This is a genomic window from Rhizobium sp. PRIMUS64 (assembly GCF_023006465.1).
Classification (GTDB): domain Bacteria; phylum Pseudomonadota; class Alphaproteobacteria; order Rhizobiales; family Rhizobiaceae; genus Rhizobium; species Rhizobium leguminosarum.
In genome coordinates this window covers 37,666-61,974 of the sequence record NZ_JALBGX010000017.1, presented here as the reverse complement: position 1 = coordinate 61,974, position 24,309 = coordinate 37,666, and the positions used below count along the sequence as shown (strand labels likewise).

At 57.1% G+C, this 24,309-nt stretch carries 21 protein-coding genes and 1 pseudogene; 13 read left to right on the top strand and 9 right to left on the bottom strand.

Annotated elements, in window-relative coordinates:
- Positions 1 to 5 precede the first annotated feature (5 nt).
- From MOV76_RS09935 to MOV76_RS09915, 5 genes are read left to right on the top strand one after another with little or no spacing between them, the layout of a single operon-like run.
- On the top strand, positions 6 to 1,223 hold the full coding sequence (locus MOV76_RS09935) for a glycosyltransferase family 2 protein (RefSeq protein WP_247264438.1): 1,218 nt from the start codon (positions 6 to 8) through the stop codon (positions 1,221 to 1,223).
- Positions 1,217 to 4,219 (top strand): trifunctional glycosyltransferase/class I SAM-dependent methyltransferase/polysaccharide deacetylase, encoded by a 3,003-nt coding sequence (locus tag MOV76_RS09930; protein ID WP_247264437.1) that lies wholly within the window; start codon positions 1,217 to 1,219, stop codon positions 4,217 to 4,219. The genes MOV76_RS09935 and MOV76_RS09930 overlap by 7 nt, the downstream gene beginning before the upstream one ends.
- Before the next feature lie 7 nt (positions 4,220 to 4,226).
- A complete protein-coding gene (locus MOV76_RS09925) occupies positions 4,227 to 5,306 on the top strand; it encodes a glycosyltransferase family 2 protein (protein WP_130729355.1) in 1,080 nt (359 codons plus the stop codon).
- Positions 5,299 to 7,053 carry an ABC transporter ATP-binding protein gene (locus tag MOV76_RS09920; RefSeq protein ID WP_047618775.1) on the top strand — a complete coding sequence of 585 codons (1,755 nt, stop codon included), beginning with the start codon at positions 5,299 to 5,301 and terminating at the stop codon, positions 7,051 to 7,053. The genes MOV76_RS09925 and MOV76_RS09920 overlap by 8 nt, the downstream gene beginning before the upstream one ends.
- Positions 7,050 to 8,174: a glycosyltransferase family A protein gene (locus MOV76_RS09915; protein ID WP_247264436.1), complete on the top strand. Its 1,125-nt coding sequence runs from the start codon at positions 7,050 to 7,052 to the stop codon at positions 8,172 to 8,174. Before MOV76_RS09920 ends, MOV76_RS09915 begins: the two co-directional genes overlap by 4 nt.
- Before the next feature lie 810 nt (positions 8,175 to 8,984).
- Here MOV76_RS09915 and MOV76_RS09910 read toward each other — a convergent pair.
- Entirely contained in the window at positions 8,985 to 9,221 is a 237-nt protein-coding gene (locus MOV76_RS09910; RefSeq protein WP_247264435.1) for a hypothetical protein, read from the bottom strand.
- 220 nt (positions 9,222 to 9,441) lie between these two features.
- Between MOV76_RS09910 and MOV76_RS09905 the strand changes: the two genes are divergently transcribed.
- Positions 9,442 to 9,648: a hypothetical protein gene (locus MOV76_RS09905; RefSeq protein ID WP_032980530.1), complete on the top strand. Its 207-nt coding sequence runs from the start codon at positions 9,442 to 9,444 to the stop codon at positions 9,646 to 9,648.
- 264 nt (positions 9,649 to 9,912) lie between these two features.
- Here MOV76_RS09905 and MOV76_RS09900 read toward each other — a convergent pair whose 3' ends face one another.
- The 7 genes and pseudogenes from MOV76_RS09900 to MOV76_RS09870 form a co-directional block, all read right to left on the bottom strand.
- Positions 9,913 to 10,161 carry a hypothetical protein gene (locus MOV76_RS09900; RefSeq protein ID WP_065277190.1) on the bottom strand — a complete coding sequence of 83 codons (249 nt, stop codon included), beginning with the start codon at positions 10,159 to 10,161 and terminating at the stop codon, positions 9,913 to 9,915.
- Between the two features lie 103 nt (positions 10,162 to 10,264).
- Positions 10,265 to 10,972 (bottom strand): TfuA-like protein, encoded by a 708-nt coding sequence (locus MOV76_RS09895; RefSeq protein ID WP_222284035.1) that lies wholly within the window; start codon positions 10,970 to 10,972, stop codon positions 10,265 to 10,267.
- Positions 10,969 to 12,162: a YcaO-like family protein gene (locus MOV76_RS09890; RefSeq protein ID WP_247264434.1), complete on the bottom strand. Its 1,194-nt coding sequence runs from the start codon at positions 12,160 to 12,162 to the stop codon at positions 10,969 to 10,971. Before MOV76_RS09890 ends, MOV76_RS09895 begins: the two co-directional genes overlap by 4 nt.
- 41 nt (positions 12,163 to 12,203) lie before the next feature.
- On the bottom strand, positions 12,204 to 12,416 hold the full coding sequence (locus MOV76_RS09885; RefSeq protein WP_018243194.1) for a hypothetical protein: 213 nt from the start codon (positions 12,414 to 12,416) through the stop codon (positions 12,204 to 12,206).
- 20 nt (positions 12,417 to 12,436) lie between these two features.
- The gene (locus MOV76_RS09880) at positions 12,437 to 14,284 is read right to left on the bottom strand and encodes a peptide antibiotic resistance protein (protein ID WP_247264433.1); all 1,848 of its coding nucleotides are present in this window, start codon (positions 14,282 to 14,284) and stop codon (positions 12,437 to 12,439) included.
- Between the two features lie 9 nt (positions 14,285 to 14,293).
- A complete protein-coding gene (locus MOV76_RS09875; protein WP_018446802.1) occupies positions 14,294 to 14,719 on the bottom strand; it encodes a helix-turn-helix domain-containing protein in 426 nt (141 codons plus the stop codon).
- A 171-nt stretch (positions 14,720 to 14,890) separates the two neighbouring features.
- A pseudogene (locus MOV76_RS09870) lies at positions 14,891 to 15,606 on the bottom strand (class I SAM-dependent methyltransferase).
- 738 nt (positions 15,607 to 16,344) lie between these two features.
- Here MOV76_RS09870 and MOV76_RS09865 point away from each other — a divergent pair.
- Complete coding sequence (locus MOV76_RS09865; protein ID WP_018243198.1) at positions 16,345 to 17,235, top strand: DUF6030 family protein; 891 nt, start codon at positions 16,345 to 16,347, stop codon at positions 17,233 to 17,235.
- Between the two features lie 108 nt (positions 17,236 to 17,343).
- Here the strand turns inward: MOV76_RS09865 and MOV76_RS09860 are convergent, their stop codons facing one another.
- Positions 17,344 to 17,787: a hypothetical protein gene (locus MOV76_RS09860; RefSeq protein ID WP_247264432.1), complete on the bottom strand. Its 444-nt coding sequence runs from the start codon at positions 17,785 to 17,787 to the stop codon at positions 17,344 to 17,346.
- A 139-nt stretch (positions 17,788 to 17,926) separates the two neighbouring features.
- Between MOV76_RS09860 and MOV76_RS09855 the strand changes: the two genes are divergently transcribed.
- The 6 genes from MOV76_RS09855 to MOV76_RS09830 all read left to right on the top strand — a co-directional run bounded on the left by MOV76_RS09855 (position 17,927) and on the right by MOV76_RS09830 (position 24,304).
- Positions 17,927 to 19,000, top strand: coding sequence for an endo-1,4-beta-xylanase (locus tag MOV76_RS09855; RefSeq protein ID WP_247264431.1), 1,074 nt, complete (start codon positions 17,927 to 17,929; stop codon positions 18,998 to 19,000).
- Positions 19,001 to 19,031: 31 nt separating this feature from the next.
- Positions 19,032 to 20,183: a glycosyltransferase gene (locus tag MOV76_RS09850; RefSeq protein WP_128408351.1), complete on the top strand. Its 1,152-nt coding sequence runs from the start codon at positions 19,032 to 19,034 to the stop codon at positions 20,181 to 20,183.
- Positions 20,183 to 20,689, top strand: coding sequence for a DapH/DapD/GlmU-related protein (locus MOV76_RS09845; RefSeq protein ID WP_026230735.1), 507 nt, complete (start codon positions 20,183 to 20,185; stop codon positions 20,687 to 20,689). Before MOV76_RS09850 ends, MOV76_RS09845 begins: the two co-directional genes overlap by 1 nt.
- Positions 20,686 to 21,588, top strand: coding sequence for an exopolysaccharide glucosyl ketal-pyruvate-transferase (gene pssM, locus MOV76_RS09840; RefSeq protein WP_018243203.1), 903 nt, complete (start codon positions 20,686 to 20,688; stop codon positions 21,586 to 21,588). Before MOV76_RS09845 ends, pssM begins: the two co-directional genes overlap by 4 nt.
- 151 nt (positions 21,589 to 21,739) lie before the next feature.
- Positions 21,740 to 23,242, top strand: a complete 1,503-nt coding sequence (locus MOV76_RS09835) for a lipopolysaccharide biosynthesis protein (RefSeq protein ID WP_247264430.1) — start codon at positions 21,740 to 21,742, stop codon at positions 23,240 to 23,242.
- A gap of 30 nt (positions 23,243 to 23,272) precedes the next feature.
- Positions 23,273 to 24,304: a polysaccharide pyruvyl transferase family protein gene (locus tag MOV76_RS09830; RefSeq protein WP_018243205.1), complete on the top strand. Its 1,032-nt coding sequence runs from the start codon at positions 23,273 to 23,275 to the stop codon at positions 24,302 to 24,304.
- Positions 24,305 to 24,309: the final 5 nt, after the last annotated feature.

Sequence of the window (24,309 nt, the reverse complement as noted above, 5' to 3'; positions counted from 1 at the left end):
CCTGGATGCAGGTGGCGTATGTTCACGGTGCGATTGAGAGAGTAATAATGCGAGAACCAATTCCGTCCGATCTGAAGGATATAAGTTTTCCCATACCGATTCACTATCTCGATCTCGCCACCTCTCACCTCGCCGATTCGCCCCCGGTCTCCGATGGGCTCGTGGTCTTTCTGTCGGATGGTCTTCCCGTAGGACAAGCCTATATCGAAAGGCCCGAGGCGGCAGCGGCACTCGCTGAGCGTGTCGTGCGGCCCGAGACGCTCGAGCATGCGCGTCAAGTCGCGCAAACCCCTGTGGGCAACCGTGACGTCAGCATTCTGATTTGCACAAAGGACCGGCCGGACGAACTACGCCGTTGCCTGGCCTCGATCCCCAAACAGTCGCTCAGCCCCGTCGAGATCATCGTGGTGGATAATGCCTCTGCAGGCGAGGCAACGCGTCGCGTGGTAGAGGAATCGGGCGCAACCTATGTCCGTGAAGATCGAGTCGGGCTGGATTATGCGCGCAATGCGGCGGTTCGTGCGGCAAGAACCGAATTCGTCGCGTTTACGGACGATGACGTCGTCCTCCATGAGCGATGGCTGGAGAACCTGATGAAGGGGTTCGAGCTGCCGGAGATCGCCTGCGTCACCGGGTTGGTCCTTCCCGGAGAACTCGCAACGCCTGCGCAGTTTATCTTCGAAAAGCATTGGGGTTTCGGCCGTGGCTATCTGCGGCAGGATTTCAATCAGGACTTCTATACCAGGGATGCACGTTACGGCGCTCCGGTCTGGACGATAGGAGCCGGCGCAAGTCAGGCCATCCGCCGCAAGGTCTTCGACGAGATCGGCCTGTTCGATGTCCGCCTGGACATGGGCGCTGCCGGATGCTCAGGCGATTCCGAATACTGGAACCGGCTCCTCCATCATGGTCATGTCTGCCGCTACGAGCCGACGGCGGTCGCCTGGCACTTTCATCGCAAGGATATGAAGGGGCTCGCCAAACAAATCTACCAATATATGAGTGGCCATGTCGCAGCCCTGCTGGTCCAGTATCAGAACACAGGAAATAACGCCAATCTGCGGCGCATCCTGCTCTCGTTTCCGAAATATTACGCCGGAAGGCTCCGAAGACGGCTTCGCAAAGGCACGACGTCGCACGACGTCTTCCTGAAGCAGGAGATGCTCGGAAGCGTAAATGGCGCTCTCTACGTTCTGCGGCGATGGAAGAGGCCCGCATGGTGATCGCCGCAACGCCTGACATTTCATTCCTCATCCCCGCCTACAATGCAGCCGATACGCTAGCCGAATGTCTTGCCAGCCTGCAGCAGCAGTCGCGATCGAACTGGCAGGCCGTCGTGGTCGATGACGGCTCGACCGACCGCACCTGGGAGGTTCTCGAGAGCATCGCAAACACGGACAGCCGCATTCTCCCCGCCCGTCAGCCGAATGCTGGTGCGGCCGCGGCGCGAAATCACGCCGCAAGACTGGCAGCCGCGCCCCTGCTCTGCATGCTGGATGCCGACGACTGGCTGGATCCGACCTTCATCGAAAACATGCAGCCAGTGGCGGAGAATTCATCTCCAGCAGTTATCGCCTATTGCGCCTTCCGCCGCGTCGCCCCGGACGGCAGGCTTATGCAGGTAGAACAACCTCCCATCTTGACGGGAGACGTCGCCAAGCGTGAGTTCTCCTCTTTTTGTGCACTCGCCATCCATACGGTTGTCTTTCCCAGAAGCCTTTTTGAGCTAGTGGGAGGCATGGATGAGACCTTGCAGACCTGCGAGGACTGGGATCTCTGGCTTCGCATGGCCTTTTCCGGCGCCGACTTTCGTCGCGTCGACAAGTGCCTCGCTTTCTATCGCATGAAGGCGGACTCGCTCTCCGGCGATCCAATCAAGATGGTGCGTGACGCCATTCGCGTGACATCGAAGGCGCAGGCATTGCGGATGCAGCAAGGCTTGTCGGCCGAGGGGCCGGAGACAGGCTGGATCACGCCCCCCGTCAGCCAGCTGCGCATGCTCGCCTGGGTCGTGTCGGCCGGGCTCGACCCGAAGGCGGATATTGCAGCCCTTGCAGCGCTTCTGCCTGAGATGCCGGACGCCGCGGGCTACGAAAACTTTCTTGCCGGTGTAATCCTGCATGGCCTGCAGACCGGGCTCTCTATGGATCGCGCCGACGATCTCGTTGATGTGCTCGACAAATGGCGGCCGGCGTTCCTTTTGCTCATCCAGCTGATTGAGAAAAATTCCTTACCCGGCACTGGGCGCAAGATCATTGAGGCCGTGTCTTGGCACATATCCGCCGCAAACCCTTTGCGATCATTCGCGCTTGGCAATGTCCAAGTGGTCAGTGCCGCGCTCGAAACGCTTTCGCGAATCCCCAGGGCCGAGCCAGCCGACACGCTCGTCATGCACGCCCTGTCCGGCGGACAGCACGTCGGCACCTTTGTCGGGCCGCTCTGGGGCGATCTATCGATCCGGGCGCAGATCAGGCTGATCATGCATGAGATGCAGGCCGAAGAGCATCTGCAAACCCCACCCACGCTCGCCTATATCAGTTCCTGGACAAGGGAGGCGCTACGCGGATACAGAGCCTTCGGCGGCCTCATCATCCGGAACGGCCGTCGGCGAGGACGTCTCGAACGGCTTTTGGCGCATCTCGGACGCAAGGCTCTCCTTGCCTCCGCGCCAAGCGACAAACAAGACAACGACGCCCGACTGTCCGACATCCTTCGGAATCTCGAGCGAGATCCAGCCCCACTGTTTTCAGACCCCTCTGGCCCGCAGCCGGAGGAAAGAAACGCCGCTCCCCCCGTTCGCTCTGAAGAAGAGTACTGGGAACATATCTTCGAACGTCCCGATCCATGGAACTACGTCTCGGTCTACGAGCAGGTTAAATATGAGCAGACGTTGAACCTGATCCCGGAAGGGATCGAGAAGGCCCTGGAACTCGCCTGCGCCGAAGGGATTTTCACCGAAAAGCTGGCGCGAAGGGTCGGCCGGCTGACGGCCACCGATATTTCCCAGCGGGCAATTGACAGGGCGGTCGAGCGCTGCCGAGACCATCGAAACGTCGAGCTTCGCGTGCTTGACTTCGTCAAGAGCGATGTTCCGCCCGAACAAGACCTCGTTATCTGCTCCGAAGTCCTTTACTACATGAAAGACGAGGAGATGCTTGCGGCAGTCTGTCAGAAGATGGCCGCAGCGGTGAAGCCGAACGGCTATCTGATTACCGCCCATGCGCATATCCGTGAGGACGAACCCGCCCGGACGGGCTTCGACTGGGGCAATCCCTTCGGTGTCGGGACGATCAAACAGGTCCTGGCCGCACAAGCTGATCTGGCCCTGGAAGAGACGATCGAGACCGAACTCTACGCCATCCACCGGTTCCGAAAAGGCCCCGTGGCCGATCCCGTCCTGCGCATCGAGGGGCATGGAACCCCATTGGATGCGGATGTGGCGAAACACATCATCTGGGGACCGGCTGGCGTCAACCGCGAGGTAGCATGGACGACGGAGGTCACGACCTCGGTTCCCATTCTCATGTATCACAGGATCGCAGAGCAAGGATCCACGGCACTCCGGCGCTTCCGCACCCCGCCGGAGATCTTCCGCAGGCAGATGCAGTTCCTTCGGCGACAGGGTTTTTATACCCTAACGGCGCAGACCCTGGCGGATCTTCTGCGCAGCGGCAAGCCGATCCAGGGCCGGCCTGTCATGCTGACTTTCGACGACGCCTACCTGGACTTCCTGACGGACGCCTTCCCGATCCTTGCCGAGAATGATTTCAGCGCCGAGGTGTTCGTCGTGACCGATAAAGTCGGCGGTCGGTCAGACTGGGATTCGGCCTATGGAGAACCTGCGCCGCTGATGTCGTGGTCGAACATTCAGGAGCTGCACCAAAAGGGCATCTGCTTCGGCTCCCACCTCGCATCCCACACACCAGCCAGTGCGATGGACAACGAAGTCTTTTTGGCCGAAGCCATGCTGTCGCGCAATGCGCTGCAGAGCCGACTCGGCACCTCCGTGGAATCGATCGCGCTTCCCTATGGCGGGACAGACTTCAGGGTCCCGGGCATTCTGGCGCTTGCCGGCTACGGGATCGGCTTCACGACACGGCCGGCAAAAGCCACATTTTCCGATAATCTCTTCGGTCTGCCACGCCTCGAAGTCCGTGGCGATCACCCTCTTGAAGCCTTCCCTGAACTTATGGGCCTCCCGGGAGCTTATATCGGATGACAATACCATGACTGGCGTTGCGGCCCCTCTCATCACCGTCGTCATACCGGCTTACAACGCCGAGAAGACGCTTGCCGAAACATTGCAAAGTGTCTCCAGCCAGTCCTACGACAAGCTCGAAATCCTTGTGGTCGACGACGGGTCGCGGGATAGTACGTTCGAACTTGCCAGCGACTATGGCCTGACCGATCGCCGTGTACGGGTTCTCCGCCAGGAGAATGGAGGGGTTGCGCGCGCGCGCAACCGCGGCATCCAGGAGGCCCGCGGCCCCTACATCGCCCCGGTTGATGCCGATGACACATGGCATCCCAGCAAGATCGAGCTCCAGCTTCAGGCGCTGCGGAAATTTCCCGACGGACAGGGGGTCGCCTACAACTGGTATGCGGCGATCGACGAGAACGGCATCATTTTCGGCCATTCACGACCGGTCATGCATCAAGGAAACATCTTCGAACCTCTGCTGAGGGAAAATTTCATCGGTAATGGCAGCACACCCCTGATGCCGCGCACGGAGATCCTTCGCTGCGGCGGCTATGACGCCGGCCTGCGCGACAACGGGGCCGAGGGATGTGAAGATCTGAAACTTTATCTGGCCTTGGCCGAGACGCTGCCCTTCGCATTGGTTCCCGATTTCCTGACCGGTTATCGCTTCACCAAGGGAAATATGTCCAGCAACGCCTACCGGATGCTGAAGTCCCATGCGCTGGTGATGGCCCCGATCATCGAACGCTATCCGCAGCTTGCGCGCGATATCCGGACAGCGGAATTCAATACGGCGAGCTGGTATTTCAAGAAGGCGTTTCTTGGCAACGATTATGCGCAAGTCAACAAGCTGGCGCCGATGATGGTAAGAAAATACTCCTTACAGCTCATCGTCCATGGCGTGCAGCAAGGCTGGCGCCAGGCGAAACGCAACGCCAGGGGTATAGCAAAGCGCGCGCTCGGCAAACCTCCGGCCCGGCCAAAAACCCGCTTCGCCGGCGCGATCATTCCGCAACCCGGAACAGCATTTAGCGATCGTTTCACGGCCATGCCTGCCAGGGAAGCAACTGGCCTGACCTCTTCGCGGATGGTCAACAATGAATAGGTTTCGAAAGCCGCCTTCCGCCATGCCCGCAAGAGCCTACAACCTGGTCGTTGCGTCTCGATTTCGCGAGCTTCTGCAACTCGTACCGGCGCTGCGGCTCAAGATGACGGTGATGATCGTCCTGGGAATTCTCACAGGGTTCTCGGAAATGGTCGGCATCACCTTTCTGGTCAGCCTCGTCTTTCTTCTCGGGCAGCAAGGTCCCGTTTCCGGCTCCGCCGTCGCATGGCTTCCAGCGATTTTCGGCGGCATCGACCTCAGTCTTTCGAAGCCTGTCCTGATCGGCATCCTCATCGGCTCCATCCTGTTCCGGATTTTATTGGGATGCGCCAATTCGCTCATTGCAAGCGCAGTGAACCACCGGATTAGCGACCGCATGCGAGACCGCCTCTACGCCAAGGTCTTGACCATGCCCTTCCAGCGCTTTCAAGACTATGAGCGCAGCGACCTGATCAACGTCATCGCGACCGAATCCTATGCGGTATCGTCGGCGCATGCCAGTCTGGTACGGCTGGGGGTGAATTTCGGTACGATTGTGATTTTCGGCGTCGGCATGCTGATAATGGCCTGGCCGATCGCGTTGCTGGCTCTCGCCTTCGGCTTCATCCATAATTTTGTATTGGGTTTCTTTGCCGGTGCCTACCGCCGTCTCGGTGCCTCTGCACTGGCTGCGGTGGAAGCATTGACACAGTTGAGCTGGACAACGCTGCAGACTTTGAAGGCCGTCAAAAGCTTCGGCATGGAAAAGCGCCACCAACAACTCTTCGAGGCGCTTTCCAACGACGTCGGCCAGACCTGGCGCCGGTCAGACGGGATGGGAGCGATAACCTCGCTTCTCAGCGAAATGCTGACCTTCGGGGTCATCCTGACGATCATTCTGTCCTCGGAATTCCTGCCGGTCGATTTCAAGGCGGCGCTCTCGGCCACGATCCTTCTCTACAGGCTTCAGCCGCATATCAAGGGATTTGATTCCCAGATTCTCAGCCTTTACGAGATGGAAGCGTCCCTGCAAAACGTCCTGGCCCTGCTTTCAGAGAAGGATGACATCAAGCAGGCATCGCAAGGGGAGAAGGTAAGCCGCCTGGCGGAGGCGATTGTCTTCCACAACGTCTCTTTTGCCTATGAGCGATCGAACGCCCCGGCGGTTCACGATCTCAGCTTCGCAATCAGAGCAGGCGAGACGACGGCTCTGACGGGGCCGAGTGGCTCCGGCAAAACCACCATCCTCAACATGATTCTCGATCTTAACCCGCCGACCCGGGGCCTGATCACCGTCGACGGCAGGGATCTGACAACCATCGACCGGTCCAGCTGGCTGCAACTGCTCTCCGTGTCGGGCCAGGATGTTGAACTGATGGAAGGCACGGTCCTCGACAACATCCGGTTTCGTCGCGATATCTCGGAGCAGGATATCCGCTGGGCGGCCGATGTGGCCTGCGCAACGGAATTCATCAAAGATCTGCCGTATGGCTTTGATGAATGGCTGGGCGACGAGGCGATCCGGCTTTCGGGCGGACAAAGGCAGCGCATAGGTCTGGCGCGCGCGCTCGCCGGCCGGCCTCAGATCCTGCTGCTGGACGAAGCAACAAGCGCACTCGACGAAGAGACCGAGATGCGGGTGTTTTCGGCGATGAAAGAAGACGCCGGCAGAACGCTGATCGTCGTTAGCCATCGGCCCGCTGTGGCCAGGCTGATGAAGAACCGGATCGATCTCCGCCCCCCCACCCCCACATCCAAGCTCGGGTGACAGCGATGGAGATGCCAACCACATCCCGCATTCAAGTGGCCGTCATTATCCCTGCTTATAACGCCAGCCGCTACCTTGCCCACACGCTCCAGTCGGTCAGCAACCAGACCCACAAGGCGCTGGAAATCGTCATCATCGACGACGGTTCGACGGACGACACGGTCTCGATCTGTCGCCGCTTCGCCGCGGGCGACCCAAGGATGCGGATTCTGTCGACCGAAAACCGTGGCGTCGCTGCGGCCCGCAATACCGGAATAAAAGCATCGAAATCCGCCTATATCGCCTTCCTCGATGCGGACGACATATGGCATCCGACCTATGTCGAAAGAATGCTTGCGGCGCTCCATCCCCTGCCGGACGCCTGGGGCGCGGTCTATGCCCTTCACCGCTTCATCGATACCGAAGGATATTGCACGAGATCCGGTTCGTCGCTGAACGCCCGCGACAGCATTCTCAACCGTCATCTCGTATTCCGCTTCGTCGGCAATGGCAGCGGCTTCATGGTTCGCCGCGCTGTCGTCGACAAGATCGGCGGCTACGATTCAAGCTATGCCAGAAAGGGGATTGGAGGATGCGAGGATTTCGATTTCGAACTCCGCACCGCTGAACATTTCAAGATCGAGACGGTGCCGTTGGGTCTGGTGGGCTATCGCTCACATTCCGCAGCCATGTCTTCAGACAGGTCGCGGATGGCGCGATCGCTTCTGGCGGTGACCGAGCGATGTATCGCTCGCAATCCCCAGCTTCCGGCATTTGTCGTCAGCTGCGCCCGCGCGTCGGCGCATCTTTATGCATTTTCAAAATTTGCCGCTTTGAAAGATTGGCCCAGCGCTGCAACCTCGCTCAAACACATTTATCATCATAGCCCTATGGTCGCCTCCGGCGTCCTCGCCAGATTGATCTTTACAAAATCTGACAGAGCCGCACGCAGGGCGTTGTCGAAAATCTGGCCAGCGAGGGAGCAAAAGCAAAAGAATCTGAGGAAATTCGAAGAGATAGACCCGCTTCTGCCCTTGGTCGGCGGTTGGTCTCGCTTCAGAACGAAGACATTGCTCAGCCGCTTATCTGAGATCGATCGGTCCGGCGAATGCGCTGCGGCGACCTCATTGCAGGAGGCTTGAATCTGTCGGCTGAACGGCTGTCGACGGCGTTTTCCGCTCGGCCGCTATTGTCGCGCCGAAGAGATCGAGCGCCGTCAAACATCCAAAGGTTTGAAACCCCTCCCTTTCCATCAGCCTGGTGACTATCTCACTATTTTGTACTATGAAATTTTATATTGATGTAGAATAGCAATTGCTAAAAAAGAGAGTAATCTAAAGAAAAAAAGAACTACCCCAATAATGATCTTCGACAATGTCGAATTTAACTGAAATCATACCTACGTACAGTGCAGGCATTCCGACTGGAGGACCCGTCACCCACCCCGGCGGGTCCTCAACTTTGCTTCTCGGCTGGTTGCACAAATGCGGTCGCCGTTGTCGCTGCATCAGCGTAGATAGATCTTCCTTCGGATGACGATATTACGCTGTTGAGATCGGCTTGATGAGAAAATCCCGCATCATCGGCAAGTGACGGTCGAATTTCCGGCTTTCCCTGCTTAATATTTTGACCATAATTGCAATTTATCTCCGGATATTTCGAGATCAGCAATGAAATTGCGGAAGCGGAGTAATCGTCATGAAGTTGATATTGTTTTCCAATAGAAATTTATAATTATCGCTGCTGTTCCCAAGAAGAACGCACCCTATGATTATAGTTTGATATAATTTCAATCGTCTTATAATTGATGTTTAAATACAACCATTATCTGAAAACAATAAATTTACCTTTTGATAAATTTTATTTGTTCTACTCAATTATCGTTATTGGTTTTATTAGCTCCTTCATTTCACAAGAATCGGCGTTTAGCTTTCGGAGAAATCTCCCGAAAGTTATTTCCCTCCCCGGTTCTCAACGGTCCGACAACCTGCTGGCGCGCTGGTGAAGTTGTTACGGCCGATGGCCCAATAGTCCTGGGCTGGCCGGGCGTGGAAAAGTTGCCGATGCAATTTAACACCGCCGCACGAAATATTAACAACCTGATAAATAAAGTTATTATACAATTCAATACGATCTGGACTGGCCGATTCAGCCAACAGCATTCGGCCTGTCACATCAAGTCTCGGCATATGAGGCTGTCCTTGCGGCGTCAGAAATTCCTATCCTCTTGGCGAGATATGCTTGGGCGAAGTTGGACAGTCCTGATTCAATACATCGGAGGCCCCGACATGCCCCGACCTGTGTCGAAATGGTCGCACCTCGCCAGCGAATTAACCCTTCATAAAGCATTTGCTTGCTCAACTTATAATTTGTGTCATGGTCACTGTAAGTAGCGAGGGAGCCGACCTGATGAGTGATATGGCATCGCAGATTCCGGAATTTGGTTACGATGAGCGCGTGATGATCTGCCGGAAGCAGATCGAAAAGGCGGTCTATCAGTTCATTACAAATACGAAGGTCGAGGGATGCGATCCGGCGGAAGTCGCCATGGCCATCGCAGACATTGCCGACGATTACATTTTGCTGCTGGCCCAGAAGCGCAATTTGACCCATTGAGGTCAACGGATCGGCCGCCAATCGGCCGATCGTCCGCACGATGTGTGAGACCCAAAATCGCCGCCGCTTCCGCGCGCGCGGCCCAGAATGAGGCGGGCTTCTCCCAACCTACAATTCGCGCCAGCTCACAGATGGACTTCGATTGACCGCTCACTTGCACAGCAACACATGCATAACCCCGAAAATCGATGCCGATTTTCGGGGTTATGCATGTGTTTGAAGTGGTAGAGCGTTTCCAGTGCGTCCGATCGGACGCATGCCGGTCTAATGGCTTCTCACGCTCACTTGCGGAACCGGGGAGCTCAATTCGGCCAATTCCCTGGTCAAGCCCTCCCCGACCTCCTGCTTCACCGCCTCAAGCGCAAGGTCGAGGCAATTCGTCGCAAACGGCAGTTTGACATCCTGAGAGACCTGTCGCGCATAGGCGATCATCCGCGCCAATGCGACGAGTTCTTCCAGTCCGTCTTCTGCCCCTTGATCTGCTTTTATCTTGACAACCGATGTCACGCCCATGCCCCATTTCTCCAATGAATTGAAGGAATGATACGCCTGTGGACGTGATCCAGCCCGTGAAAAAAGCGTGACACAACCCTCGGTGACAAATGCCGAGTTCAATTCACAATGCAGGGCGCGTGGGGAATGCGGTTTCGTGCAGTTTCCACGGCAAATCTGCATTCGAGCGAATGTCGCGGGCGTCCTGCACGGCTTTCAACAATTCCAAGGCATCGATGCGTTTTTGATCGACGGCATTCGACAAAAGTGCCGCCAGCAGCCGCGGACGATCCGGCTCGGCCAGCCCTGCACATTGCTCGACGACCGCCCGCCACGTTCGCTTCTTGAAGAATATCGCGTTTGCGGCATCTTCGAGCTCTTGACGCAACCCACTGGCCAGCTGCCCGCTATCCTCCATCACATCGAGCGTTGCGCTGACATTGACGAGCGGTACCGTCAGCGGCTTGCTGCCCAGCGCGCTCGGCGCGTGAGTGAGTGCGACGGCGGCATCGTCGACCAGCCGACCGATGCGATAGTCTTCGAAAATGCGGCCGATCCCGATCATGCCGAACGGATGGCATTCGGCAGCGCGCAACGCGCCCATGCTTGCCGCCCCGAGAACCGCGACGCCCAGCGAAAGAGCATGGAGAATTTCCTTGTGCCAGACCGGCGCGGCATGTTCGAAGCCGCCGTCGATCAGGCCGATGACATTGGCGCCCTGTTCCACCGCAGCCAAGACATCGCCCTGCGTGGCAGGCGGCAGGACACGTATCCCCTCGCCGGCCAGCGACTCCGCATCGGGAAGACTGGGCCCTGCGAAAATGATCTTCAAAACCCTATTGCCCTGGCAAGCGCCCTCGTTCCGAACAGCCGGGCGCGCTCCCCCTCCGGATTTTCAAGCTCGGGAATGACAATCTTGACGACACTGAAGGGAAGCGTGTCGTCGCTGAGGCGCACGGCGATCACCGAAGCGATCCGCCTGTTGCGCAGCCGGTCGAGCACATGCTGCAGCAAGTGGAGCAGATCCTGCTGCCCATGTCCTGCCACCCCGTCACGGCCGATGGCGGCAGTGGGCGGTGCCGCAACCGCAGCGAAGGCCTGCCGCATCAGCGGCGGCAAGCATCGTGAGAACGTTGCGGGAGAAATATCGTCCCTGGCTCCGCTGATATAGGTCAGTCGGGATTGCACGGCTTCCGTCACCGCCCGAATGGCCGCGCGCACAGGAGACGGATGCGCGCCAGTGCCGCCGGTTACCTCGACGAGGCGAATCTCCCTGTCGCCGTGAAGAGCCCGACGGCCCGGAATGAGATCCCCAGGGCCCAGCATGGCGGTGAAACAGGGGATCCCGATGTCGCTGGTGATATCGAAGAGCCTGAGCGCCAATCCCGATGTTTCGATCTTGTCGATCAGCCCGCCCAAAGCGCCGTCCTGGAAGCCGCGGGGATCGACGCAGCCAGCGTAACGATCCGCTTCCGCGCCCACCTGCCACAGCACATGGGCGTCACGCTCGATACGCTCGAGGACGCCATGAAAGATCGCCTCCTCGGCATTGTTTCCCGACGCCAGGCCGTCCGAAGACATCCAGTATCGCGCGTCACGGGTGCGGTCGAGCACCACCGCTTCAAAGGGGACATAAACCTCGTCGCCGGTGAGGATATTGACGCCGGCAACCCATTCCGTCTCCTCGTCCGGTCCGAGATCGGGTTTATGAAGAGCGGTCAGGCAGTTCAGCATGTCGGTCTTGCGTCCCATCGCCTGCAGACGGGAAGAGGTGCCGTGGACGAGGTCGACGGAGGGTTCGCCGGCAACCGCCCGTTCGAGGGCTTCCATGACAGTGGATACCTTGGCGTCGATATCGGTCAGGCCCTTTCCCTGGGCAATCACGATCGAGCGGGAATTCGGGGCGTATGCGCACCAGACCGGGATTCCGATGTCGTCCAGTCCGGTATGTCGCGCAACCCTGGTAATGCCGAACCCGACCAAAAGAGGTTCGACGCGGGAAAGGGTTTCCCGCGGCGACATAACCCTCTCGGAATATACGGACCAGTCCGTCAGAAGCCGGCTCAGCCGTCGACGTGACCGGAAAGGGCAACCTGCGCCGACGAAACGGCGACGGCGAGGTCGACGCCCTTCACAAATGTGCCGCCGGCTTTGCGCAAGTCGTTCGCAGTCCCCAAATCCCCCGTCGGATTGAGAGGCTTGACCGTACCCGCACCGAGATCGGCAAGCCAGAGACCCGCCTCGCCGGGTATACCTATAATGACAACTTTGGCCATGTAATGCCCCTAAGTTATTGTTAAAAACCGGCCTTCAATAGGCCCTCCCGATATAGCTCTTTTTGCCAATGTTCCTTGAAGGGGACGATGGCGAGCCACTTCTCGACGTCGAAGACCGGGTTGATGCTTTCGGCTCGTTGCCGATGGAAGAGCGCCCGTTTTCGATCGCCGATCATTGCGCAACTGGCCGCGGCGATGCGATGGGCCGGCGCTTTGTCTTTCATCGCCTCGACATAGGCGATGGCCTCCTCGTACTGTTCCAGGAAAAAACTCGCTCCCGCAGCACACCAGAGATAGGCGTCAGGCGCTATCGGATTGAGCAAAATCGCCTTTTTGATCTTGGCGAGCGCATCGCCGGGGCGGGATGCATGCACGAGCGTGTCGGCATGGCTATAGATGACATCGGCAAAATGCGGGCTGAGTTCTTCCGCCAGATGAAGTGCGGCGACACTGGCATCGACATCGCCGAGATAGAGTTTGGTGACCCCAAGCTCGCGATGGCCCGCCGCCGATGCTGGATCCCGTTCGATGGCCAGAAGTGCATTCTGTTCCGCCAGATGCAGCAGCTCATTGTTTCCCTGCGCCGTCACGAGCCACTCGCTGGTGAAGGTCCTCGCCAGCCCGGTAAATGACGGAGAAAAATCCGCCTTATGCGACAATGACTGCTTGAACGCCTTCCGTGCCCGGCGGATATGCGGCAATGTCAACTTGCTCATCAGGCTCGAGCCGACCAGATAGGCGTGATAGGCCTCAGGATTGGCCTCGAAGCGTAAGCGCTCTTCCTCGTTTTCAGCCAGCTCGCGGGCCACCGACATGGTCAGCTGCTGCGCGATCAGCCGTCTCTGACGCGGCAATATATGGGGCGTCATCGCAAAGCGATTGGCCCAGATAATCTCGTCCGTGGGAAAATAAACCAGCTGGGCGAATAATCCCTCTTCGGAAAGCTTTGTATCCAGAAGATAGGCGATCGAATGACGGGCGACCACGGCAGCCTTCTCGGAGTCGCGGCGGATCTGGCCGGCCGTATGTGGCGCGACGATGGAAATGTTTCTGAGCGCGCAGAGTTCGATCGTGACGTCTTCGATCAGGGCGTTGGCAAGCGCAAGTCCGGCATCGGCATGTTTCGACGTCGGGGGAAGCAGCACCAGGCGAGGCAAGATCAGCGGCATCGGCGATATACGTTCGATGTCGGCAGGTGTCTCACCACCGGCCTCGGACCGCTTCACCTGTACCCGGGCATGGTCGTCGCCGTTCGGCAAGCTCTCATTGAGGGACGAACCGCCAGATAGCCGGTGCAGTAAGGCTCTGACCTGCTCGTCTTTCGGATCCCGTTCGAGGATCTGCAGGGCGGCGCTGGAAATGGTGCGCGTCGCGCCGGGCTTTTGCGCATCCGGCAGCGCATCCAGCAATGCCTGCCGCAATTGCAGCGCCTGAGTGTCCCGTTGCGCCCTGATCCACGCATCTATCAACTTTGTCGCTGGTTTGATATTTCCGATGAACCCGCGCTGGGTCAGTTCGGCGATCGCGTTCAGCCGCTCCAGCGGCGAACCGCCGGCGCGAAAAATATCCAGATCGCTGGAAACTACCTGCGTGTTGAGACGAACCGTGGTGGCGGTGAAATCGAAGGGCATTTCGGCGCGTCCGCCGTCTGTCTCGCGGATGCGGGAAAGCAGTTTGCGCAGATTGAGCCGCGCCAGATCAGCTTCGACGTCATTCCATAGAAACTGAGCCAATTCATAGCGGCTGAGTTCATGGCCCGCGCCGGCATAGAGATGGGCCATCATCAACAGGCCCTTGATCGGATAGCGAACCGGATCGCCATTCGTCTCGATCAACCGCAGATCGCCGAATGTCTGCAGATGGAGCACGATACGTCCTCAGCTGTTCATAACCGAATCGTGCAACTCACTGTCGCTTTCAGGTAATCCCGCGGCTGCCAGGCTTTTGGCCAACGCCACCAGCTTTTGCCTGATATTCGGGTCCTCGATGGCGATGAATGCCTTGTTGAGCGCCAGTCCCTCTTTCGAGGACAAAAAGCTGTTCAATTCACTCGTCTCGCCGTCGATCGGCCCGGCGCCGCCGTTCTCGAAGAAAAAGCCGACGGGCACGCGAAGAATCTCGGATATGCGCTGAAGACGGCTGGCGCCTATTCTATTCGTTCCTTTTTCGTATTTTTGGATCTGCTGGAAGGTAATGCCCAGAAGTTCGGCCAAGCCGTTCTGGGTCATCCCGAGCGTCTTCCGTCGAACTCTCACGCGGTTGCCAACATAGACGTCGATCGAATTCGGCGATTTAGCCTTCATGTGAATAAGTCTCCCGCGTTATCAGCACGCCCAGCTGTATAATGGAGAGTTTAAGCAAGAATGCAACTAAAAGTAAATATTTCGTAATGGTTTTTTTCAGCAGTGCAGACAGTAAAAGCAACCTGTGGATTATTGCAACGGGCGGCATTTGGCGCGGGTGCGCGCCGTGCTTTATCGCGCACGTCGCAGCGGACGAATGCCGTCCGAAATCAGTGCAGCTCCGACGCCGTGTCTAAGAGGCTTTTGCGCAACAGCGATCATCGACTTGGCGAAAACGGGAATCCTTCCGACATATTCAAAACGAATATTGTCGAAGCCGGCATCCAGCAACAGCGTACGCAGCGTGTTTTTCGACCAGAACTTGATATGCCCATGATCCGTCAACGGCATGAAATGCTCGTCCATTTTCCCCACCGCAGCCAGGGCAAGGTTCTTCAGATAACCATGATAGGGCGTCGAAATCACGGCGATACCGCCCGGCTTGACGAGATCGTACATCGTCGAGGTGAAAGCCTTCGGATCGTAGACATGCTCGACGACCTCCAGGCTGATGACGGCATTGCCTCCAGGCTGATGACGGCATTGAATGTGCCATATTCCCTGGAAAGCTTGTCATACGCCGAGCCGACATTCAGCGGCAGTTCGGGATAATTGACATTGGCCTTCGCGATGCCATCGCTGGAGGGATCGACGCCGACGACATAATATCCCTTTCCCGCAAGAGCCGCAGCTGCCCCACCGGTACCGCATCCCAAGTCAAAAACGTCGTTCTCAAGAGCGCCGTCGAAATGGCTCTCCAGCACATCGAGCACGGCGGGCAAGATGTAGGAATGCGCGGTGGTCGGTTTGGCGTGAACATAGGTGGTTGCGTCTAGCTCGACGGACATATCCCTTCCCCTCGGCGATTGCGCGGCAAACCCTATCGAAGAATACGTCGAAAATTTGATGAAAATCGCCAAAACCCGTCCGATTCCAAGGATATCCAAAATATAATCTATGGTTTCATAATAAAAATAAAAACTTCTGCGCGAAAATAGACTGAGACTATAATATAAATTAATATATATGGATAGCTATCATATAGTAATTCAGAAATTGTCCAAAATATCCCACCTTAATCATAATAATAAAAACAATAATCCGTCGAAATCACGCGGAAGCCGAGCTAACGCTGATCGATTCATAGACCGAATGGTGAGATCATTCGCCATCTTCCACCGCGATTGCCCCTAGCTATCTTGGAGCTTCCCAATTGACATAGGGTTGAAGCGCCTCCGCCGAAATCTGCAGCGCTCCCTTCCTGATGACACACAAAGGTGCCCAATTGCCGACACGAAGCCAAAGATATTTAACGGCTGAATGTATATGCTTGATCTAAAGCGCGTCGCGATCTTTTAGATTCGCTCCTCGCGCTTTAGGTCTTTGATTTTACGCATGTCGTTGTCGCAAAACCGCTGCACACTTTTGCGCGACATGCTTTGGTGCAATTCCAGCAAAAGTGCGCGGCGGTTTGCGTCCGGAATTGCGCAAAAACAAAAAGATAGAGGGTTCCGTGGCTTGGAGAAAAACGGAAATGCTCTAGACCGCCCGATCGAAACCCTTCTCGCACGCCGGAGAAGACAAGCTTGCCCGATACTTCGTCGTCCGCATATGCGAAACAGCCGGTGAGAAAACCGCGGATTCCCGTTGTCTTCTGGTTGCTGCTGACGATTTCCCTCTCGCTGGTTATGGGAACGGTGCTGCTTTCCAACGACATGAAACACTTAAAGACGGTCAGCCATTATTTTGGCTTCGATCTATTTCCCCCTGAGGTTAGGCCGCCGCCGCCCAAAGCTCTTCCCCGTCCGGCGCCTCCAGCCACCTTCGCGCTTCCCTTGCATGTCATTGAACCGCCGGCCGCACAGACCGCGTCGACTTTTCTACGGACATGGCGGATATCCGGCGCCGCAATGTGTGCGGCGCTGCGCAATGCCGGCATCGAAACCACCGATTGGGCGGCGACGAGCTTCAACGCCGATACGTTCGAATGCTTTTTCGAGCAGAGTGGCAAGCGGGAAAAGGATCAGCTCCCGAACTCCATCTTCGTCATCGTTCGCGGCGACGCCGCCGGCACGATCAACAATATGCGCGTGAAGATCGTCAATCCCGAGACCGATCAAAATGGCCAGCTCGATCCCGGCATTCTGCGAATTTTCCAAATCATGCTGCGGCAACCGCAATGGCTCGATTTTCACGAGACCCTGAACGCCATCAAGAACCTGAGGGATATCAAGGAAGACGGCTTCGGAGCCAGTATCAGCTTCACCCGCGAGGTGCTCAATCCCGGGAATTACAATTTCACACTCTCGCTGGATGCGACTTCAGGACCGCAGAAAAGAACGAGAAATTACTTTTCCGGCAGAATATGGCTGCCATTGCCCGACCATGCGGTCGACATCAACAGCGCGCAACCGGAATCAGTCTCCGAGCCTTCCGATGCCGAGGCCCCGGCAGAAAGTCCGGAGCATCGGCATTAGAGCAATTCCAAAGGTGCGCCGGCTTCACAGAAATTGTGCAAAAACAAAGAGATAGAGCACTAAAAGGCGGACATCTTCTAGATTTCTGACTTCCCGCCGCGCGCCGACTTATCTCGCCATGTAACTTGCATCGTCGTGATCTCTGGCCAGAATCTTGTAAAGCTCCTTCAAACTGTCCGCACTCGGCCCTTCGGTGCTGTCCCCACCCGCTAGGCGCCAGACACGCTCGACATTGAGGTCCTGCGTGACTTGCGCAAGGTTTTCGTTCAGCGAGCGAATGACGATCTCCGATTGACGCAGCCGCCACGACATTCTGACGAGCGCTGCAAGCGGGAGGAAAATGACGCCGATGATGCCGAGAACAAGGGCTGCGAACTGCCGGTCATCGAGGAGCGATAGATCGTTTCGAACAGGCGCCATAAAAAAAACGGCATTTTGAAATGCCATATAAAAATAGCTCATCAGATAGCTGGACCAATCTTCCATCACGAGCGCCCTCCCCGAGCGGTTTATATCTTGGAATATGCTGAAAAGTCTAGCAGACACCAACAATATCCCCTGCGGCGAAAGTATATTTGAGGTTGCATTACTCTGCTGAATTGAACGCGAATCCCGTGATGGATCGGTGCCGACGAGCCTGGCCCTTCAAATTCCAACGCGGACATGAAAAAAGCTAACAGTGAGAGATAGAATGAATAGAAGACGTTTCCTCGCCTCGGTTCCGCTCGCTCTGTTGTATGTTCGTGCGGGCCAGGCCCTAGCGCAGGTGCCTGCCTCTGCAGGGCTGCGCGCCCTCGCCGATAGGAAGTCGTTCCGATTCGGATCGGCAATCGACCTGCAAAACATCAACGATCCAATCGCTTCCGAGATTTACATCGACAACGTCAATTCAATAACGCCGCGAAACGAGCTGAAGTGGAATGCGACGGAAAAGAGACCGGGTGTTTTCAGCTTCGGTAGCGCCGACCGCATGGTTGCATTTGCACGTAAAAACAACATGAGGGTTTATGGCCATACGCTGATCTGGTATCGCGTCCCGGACTGGGTGTCTGATATCACGGACGCAAAGACCATTCAGGCGGCCATGAACCGTCATATAAAACAGGTTGTCACTCGCTATAAGAACTCGATCGATGCTTGGGATGTGGTGAACGAGCCGTTGGAGTATGATGCAGCGGATCTGCGGGATTGTGTTTTCCGACGCCTTCTTGGCGACGATTATATCCGTATGAGTTTCGACATGGCGCACCAAGCTAATCCCGGCGCGACGCTGGTCCTCAACGAAACGCATCTGGAGAAAAAATCCGACGTGTTCGAACAGAAGCGTGCGCGCATCCTGAAAATCGTCGAGGATCTCGTCGCCAAAAAAACGCCGATCAATGCGGTAGGGCTGCAGGCGCATTTCCGCCCCGGCCTCGACCGGATCGATCCGGAAGGAATGGGACGCTTCTGCGCGGCGCTGAAGGACATGGGTGTCGGCGTTTTCATCACCGAACTGGATGCGTCCTGCCACTTCCTGAACCGCGACAAAGCCTTCACGCCGGCATCCTACGCCGATATTTTCAGTGACGTGATCACCGTGGCGGCCGAACATGGCGACTTGAAAGGCGTGACAGTATGGGGCATGTCGGAAAAATACGGCGAGCGCGATGAGAAAGCGGCCGATCCCGCTGCGGCTTGCACGAAGCGCGTTAATCTTTACGACGAAAATAATGCGCCAAGAAGTGCGATCGACGGTATCCGGCGGGCAATAGAGGCGATGTGATGCACAAGACAACGGAGACGCGAACAGATTCATGAAAAAAGCCGTTATTTATGTGGAAAAATTTTTGCCTGCCAGCCAGGCGTTTGTTCTCAACCAGGCGGTAGCGTTTCGTTCTTTCGAAGCTGAAATTCTTGCCGGCTCGCGAATTTCTTCGGCGCATACAAAAAAATCCACTGTTCCGGTTCATGACATCCGTCGCTCTCCCATTGCGCGGGCCGGTGAACTGCTACTGAAAATCCCGCAGATCGGCCTTCCCTTCCTCTTTCCTGCGATCGGCAAAGCCGATCTCGTTCACGCCCATTTTGGAAAGAACGGCTATGTCATCGGCCCGCTGGCCCGGGCCGCCGGCAAGCCGCTGATCACGACGTTTCACGGCTTTGACGCCACCTATGGCGGCGATCCGAAAAAGCCGGGCGGCTTCAATCAGGTGCGTTTCTTCGCCAAGGGCCGGAGTGAGATGGCCGGATGGAACAGCTGGAACATCGCCGTTTCCGATTTCATCCGAGACCGGTTGCTGGCACTCGGCTTTCCAGCCGATCGCGTCTATCGCCATCATATCGGCATCGATCTCGATCTCTTCAAAATGGAACCCCGTCCCCGAAAAAAAGGGCGCGTGGTTTCAATTGCCCGCTTCGTCGACTATAAGGGCCATCGTTTCATGATCGATGCGCTTTCGCGTGTGGCTGCCGCTGGCACCCCGGTCGAATTCGTCATGGTCGGCCAGGGTCCCTTGAAGGAGGAAATCGAAGCACTGGCGCGTCGTTCCTTGCCAAGCGTCACGATCCATGAAAATCTGTCGCAGACGGAGATAAGAGATCTGCTCGCCAGTGCGGAGCTTTATCTCCATGGAAGCGTGACCCTCGACAATGGTCACGCCGAAGCTTTCGGCCTCGCAAATCTCGAGGCGGAAGCCGTCGGTACTCCGGTCGTCGCATTTCGCTCGGGAGGCGTCGGCGAAGCGATTGAAGAGGGGAAAACTGGTTATCTCGTGGAGGAGCGGGATGTCGCAGGAATGGCGGACGCGGTCGGAAGACTGCTCAACGACCAGACCCTGTGGACAGCCTTTAGCGCGCGGGCACCGCTTCTGGTGGCCGAGCGCTTCGACTTACGTCGTCAGACGGGGACGCTCGAGGACTATTACAGTTCCGTGCTAGACGAATTTTCCAGCCGGGGTCGGACTTGATGGTGCAGACAGGAAAAAAGCCGAAGTGGGGACTGAACGTATTTCGGCCACTGCGGAACGGATTTGTGAAGGCCAAGTGGCTCTACTATACGAAATTCTGGGGAATGGACATCGATCCGACGGCCAGCTTTTCCTTGAGCGTGCGTTTCGACAAGACCAACCCTAGGGGATTGCATATCGGCGCGGAAACTTACGTCGCCTTTGAGGCGGCGATTCTGACCCACGATCTCACGCGCGGGCTCTATCTTCACACGAGGATCGGCAAGCGCTGCTTCATCGGCGCCCGCAGCATCATTCTGCCCGGCGTCGAGATCGGCGACGAATGCGTCATCGGCTCGGGCTCGGTGGTGACCAAGAGCGTGCCGCCGCGCTCGCTTGTCGCTGGCAACCCGGCAAAGATAATCCGCAGCGACATCAAGATCATTTCGCGTTACGGACGCATGGCTCGCGAAGAGGACACGGTCTCGCAGATCGTGACGCACTTGCCGACTGGAGAAGCACGATGAAGATGTTTGCCTACCGGGGGAAACACGAGAATTTTGGCGACGAACTGAACCATTGGCTTTGGGAGCGTTTGCTGCCCGGCTTCTTCGACGAGGACGAAAGCCAGCTCTTTCTCGGCATCGGCTCGATCCTCTACGACAATTTCGACCCGAACATGCAGAAGATCGTCTTCGGCTCGGGCTATGGCGGCTACACCAACCCGCCGAAGGTCGACGGCAACTGGACGTTCTATTTCGTGCGCGGAAAGAAGACCGCGGAAATCCTCGGCATCGATCCGAGCTACGCCATCGGCGATTCGGGCATCCTCACGCGCAGCTGCTGGGATGCCAAAAGCATCGAGAAGCGTTATCCCGTCTCCTTCATGCCGCATTATGAAAGCGCCATGTACGGCAGCTGGGATAAAGTCTGCGATCTCGCCGGCATCCACTATATCGATCCCCGCTGGTCGGTGGAAAAGGTTCTGACCGAGATCAGCGCATCACATAAGGTCGTCTCCGAGGCGATGCATGGCTGCATCATATCCGATGCGCTACGCGTTCCTTGGCGGGCGATCCGGCCGATCGCGCCAGGCAATCGCGCCAAGTGGTATGATTGGGCGAGTGCGCTCGATCTGGAGATCGATTTCGATCCGATCGGCCCATCGAACCTTGTTGAAGCCGGAGCGTCGCTGGTACGAAAAAATACCTACCTTTTGAAGAACATAACGTTCCGCCACCGCCGTATCCGACAGCTAACTGGCAACTATGTCTTCGGGTCGACGGTCAAGACGTTGCAGCGGGTAGCAGAGAAGCCGGGCCAGCTCAGCACAGATGAGTCTATCGTGAAAGCGCACGACAGAATGCTGCTTGAGCTAAACCGACTGAAGCAAGATTTTTCCAAGAAAACGGCAAGCGTTCTGTGAGGTCGCAAACCGGGTTCGTGACGAGGCAACAAGGCATGATGCTTTCTAACTCCATCAACCCCTTCTGCACCAGCAAAAGGGAAAGGCATTTTGGATGGGCGTGCAGTCCAATTAAATGGTCAATGTCCTCGACGTGCGGAGCCATTCATTTATGAGCAGTGTTACCGACCGACTGATTCAGGGCAGCATGTGGCTGAGTCTGTCCCGCGCCATCGTCAACGGACTTTCGGCACTCAGCACCTTTGTGCTCGCCTGGTATCTCGTGCCGGCTGATTTTGGTCTCGTCGCCATTGCAACGACGATCCAGGTCATCTTGAGCTCGGTGACCGAACTCTCGCTCAATCAGGCGCTTATCCGCCACGAGTCTCCCAGCGAAACGCACTTCAGCGCGGTGTGGACGTTGAGCGTGACGCGAAGCGCTGTTTTGGCGCTGTTGTTTGCCGCCGCGTCCTATCCGATCGCTGAATTTTATAACGAGCCGCGGCTGACGAGCGTGATGCTTGCCTTGAGTTTCAGCCTGCTCCTGAGTGGTCTGGCCAATCCACGCCGCGTCATGCTGCAGCGTGATCTGATTTTCTGGCAGGAGTTCGTACTCAACGTCTCGCAAAAGCTGGTCGGCTTCGTCGTGACGGTGGCAATTGCTGCCATCTACCAGAGTTATTGGGCGCTCGTTATCGGCACCCTCGCCTATCAGGTCACGAATATCATCGTTTCCTACACCGTCCTGCCGTTCTGGCCGCGCATCACCTTTCGTCATGCACGCGAATTGTTTTCGTTCTCGGTGTGGCTGACGGCGGGACAGATCGTCAACACGCTGAACTGGCGCATCGAATACCTGCTGATCGGCAAGATGCTGGGCGCCACGCAGCTTGGCCATTATACCGTCGGCAACACCCTTTCGACGCTGCCGACGCGCGAGGCGACGGCGCCATTGAACCAGACGATTTACCCGGGCTTTTCGAAGGTCCGCAACGACCCGGTCCGGCTGATCGCAGCCTATCAGCGTGCACAGGCGCTTCTGGCGGCGGTGGCGCTTCCGGCCGGTATCGGCATGGCTGTTGTGGCTGATCCGATGATGCGGCTTGCCCTGGGAGAAAAGTGGGTTCCCGCCATCTTCATCGTACAGGCACTCGCATCGGTCTTTGCCCTGCAGACCCTCGGTTCGCTCGTCCAACCGCTCGGCATGGCAAAAGGCCATACCAAGATGCTGTTCATCCGCGACACGCAGATGCTGGTGGTCCGCGTGCCCATCATCATCACTGGTCTCATGATGGCCGGGCTTCCGGGCGTCGTTTATGCCCGCGTGTTGACGGGCCTGATTTCCACCGTAGTCAACATGCTTCTCGTCAAGCGCTTGATCAATCTGCCATTCTTCCAGCAGCTCGCGGCAAACTTCCGCGCGCTTGCCAGTGTCGCCGTGATGGCTGCCGGCGTCTGGGGATTGTCGCATGTCCTGAACACCCCCACCGACAAATTGGCGTTGGCTCTTCACCTGGCCATCCTCGTCGTCACCGGCGGTATCCTCTATGTCGGTTCCAGCTGTGTCCTTTGGCTCGCGATGAAGAAGCCAAACGGCCCGGAAACCGAAGTTCAGCGTATCGTTGTCAAGTTCCTGTCAAAAGCCAAACGTATTGCCGTACCCAAGTCGGCCTGAAGTTAAACGAACATCAACAAGAGAGGCAGAATGACCAGCCAATCCAGATCGGAGCTGATCTCAAAACTCAACGGCATGATCCATGATTGCCTGAAGGACTATGTCTCGCGCGACGAGCCGCTTGCGATTCTCGACTTTCCCGACATCCGCAATTGCGGCGACTCGGCAATCTGGCTGGGTGAGATGGCCTATCTCAAGGATCGCTTCGGCAAGCGCCCGGACTATGTTTCCAGACTGTACGACTTCTCCGCCGACGAACTGAAACGGCGGGTACCGACCGGCCCGATTTTCATTCACGGCGGCGGCAATTTCGGCGATATCTGGGTTGCCCACCAGGATTTCCGCGAATCGATCATGGAGCGTTTCCCGGATCGGCAGATCATCCAGTTCCCGCAGTCGATCCACTACAGCTCGCCTGAGCGCATCGAGCAATCCAAACGGGCAATCGGGCGCCACAAGAATTTCGTGTTGCTCGTGCGCGACGAAGAATCGAAGGAGTTTTCCGAAAAACACTTCGACTGCACCGTACGACTATGCCCCGACATGGCTTTTGCCATCGGTCCGCTTCCGGAAAGGGCGACACAGATTCCCGTCCTCGCCATGTTGCGGGAGGATGCAGAACGGGTTGGCGGTACCGATCGCACAATCCCTTCCGATATTCCTGTGGAAGACTGGATTACCGAGTCGAAACGGAAGGTCGATATCGCCAAGAAGTTGGGGGTAGCTTCGGCTTATCTCGCATTGAAGCCGAGCGAAGTTGCCTTGCGCAGACTGGACGCTGCGGCACACAACCGTTTCGAGCGCGGCATCAGTCAGATTTCGCGTGCCCGCGCAATCGTGACCGATCGCCTGCACGTCCATATCTGCTCGCTGCTGCTCGGCCGCCCGCATGCCGTGTTAGACAATAGCTATGGAAAGATCCGCCGCTTCATGAATGCTTTCTCCGGCGGAACCGACCTTTCATACAAGGCAACCTCGCTCGAGGACGGAATAGAGTGGGCGCGTCGTCAGGCGGCAAAGGGGCGCGTCGATGCAAAAGAAGCTGTGAGCTTGCGGGCTTAAGGGGG

Excerpts from the sequence above, each read along its gene's own strand:
- MOV76_RS09885 (WP_018243194.1), bottom strand. The coding sequence starts at position 12,416 with ATGGCCAAAGTTGTCATTATAGGTATACCCGGCGAGGCGGGTCTCTGG.
- MOV76_RS09850 (WP_128408351.1), top strand. The coding sequence starts at position 19,032 with ATGAAAAAAGCCGTTATTTATGTGGAAAAATTTTTGCCTGCCAGCCAG.
- MOV76_RS09830 (WP_018243205.1), top strand. The coding sequence starts at position 23,273 with ATGACCAGCCAATCCAGATCGGAGCTGATCTCAAAACTCAACGGCATG.
- MOV76_RS09900 (WP_065277190.1), bottom strand. The coding sequence starts at position 10,161 with ATGGGCGTGACATCGGTTGTCAAGATAAAAGCAGATCAAGGGGCAGAA.
- MOV76_RS09835 (WP_247264430.1), top strand. The coding sequence starts at position 21,740 with ATGAGCAGTGTTACCGACCGACTGATTCAGGGCAGCATGTGGCTGAGT.
- MOV76_RS09920 (WP_047618775.1), top strand. The coding sequence starts at position 5,299 with ATGAATAGGTTTCGAAAGCCGCCTTCCGCCATGCCCGCAAGAGCCTAC.
- MOV76_RS09935 (WP_247264438.1), top strand. The coding sequence starts at position 6 with ATGCAGGTGGCGTATGTTCACGGTGCGATTGAGAGAGTAATAATGCGA.
- MOV76_RS09845 (WP_026230735.1), top strand. The coding sequence starts at position 20,183 with ATGGTGCAGACAGGAAAAAAGCCGAAGTGGGGACTGAACGTATTTCGG.
- MOV76_RS09905 (WP_032980530.1), top strand. The coding sequence starts at position 9,442 with ATGAGTGATATGGCATCGCAGATTCCGGAATTTGGTTACGATGAGCGC.
- MOV76_RS09890 (WP_247264434.1), bottom strand. The coding sequence starts at position 12,162 with ATGTCGCCGCGGGAAACCCTTTCCCGCGTCGAACCTCTTTTGGTCGGG.
- MOV76_RS09930 (WP_247264437.1), top strand. The coding sequence starts at position 1,217 with ATGGTGATCGCCGCAACGCCTGACATTTCATTCCTCATCCCCGCCTAC.
- MOV76_RS09910 (WP_247264435.1), bottom strand. The coding sequence starts at position 9,221 with ATGCCGAGACTTGATGTGACAGGCCGAATGCTGTTGGCTGAATCGGCC.
- MOV76_RS09855 (WP_247264431.1), top strand. The coding sequence starts at position 17,927 with ATGAATAGAAGACGTTTCCTCGCCTCGGTTCCGCTCGCTCTGTTGTAT.
- MOV76_RS09925 (WP_130729355.1), top strand. The coding sequence starts at position 4,227 with ATGACTGGCGTTGCGGCCCCTCTCATCACCGTCGTCATACCGGCTTAC.
- pssM (WP_018243203.1), top strand. The coding sequence starts at position 20,686 with ATGAAGATGTTTGCCTACCGGGGGAAACACGAGAATTTTGGCGACGAA.
- MOV76_RS09875 (WP_018446802.1), bottom strand. The coding sequence starts at position 14,719 with ATGAAGGCTAAATCGCCGAATTCGATCGACGTCTATGTTGGCAACCGC.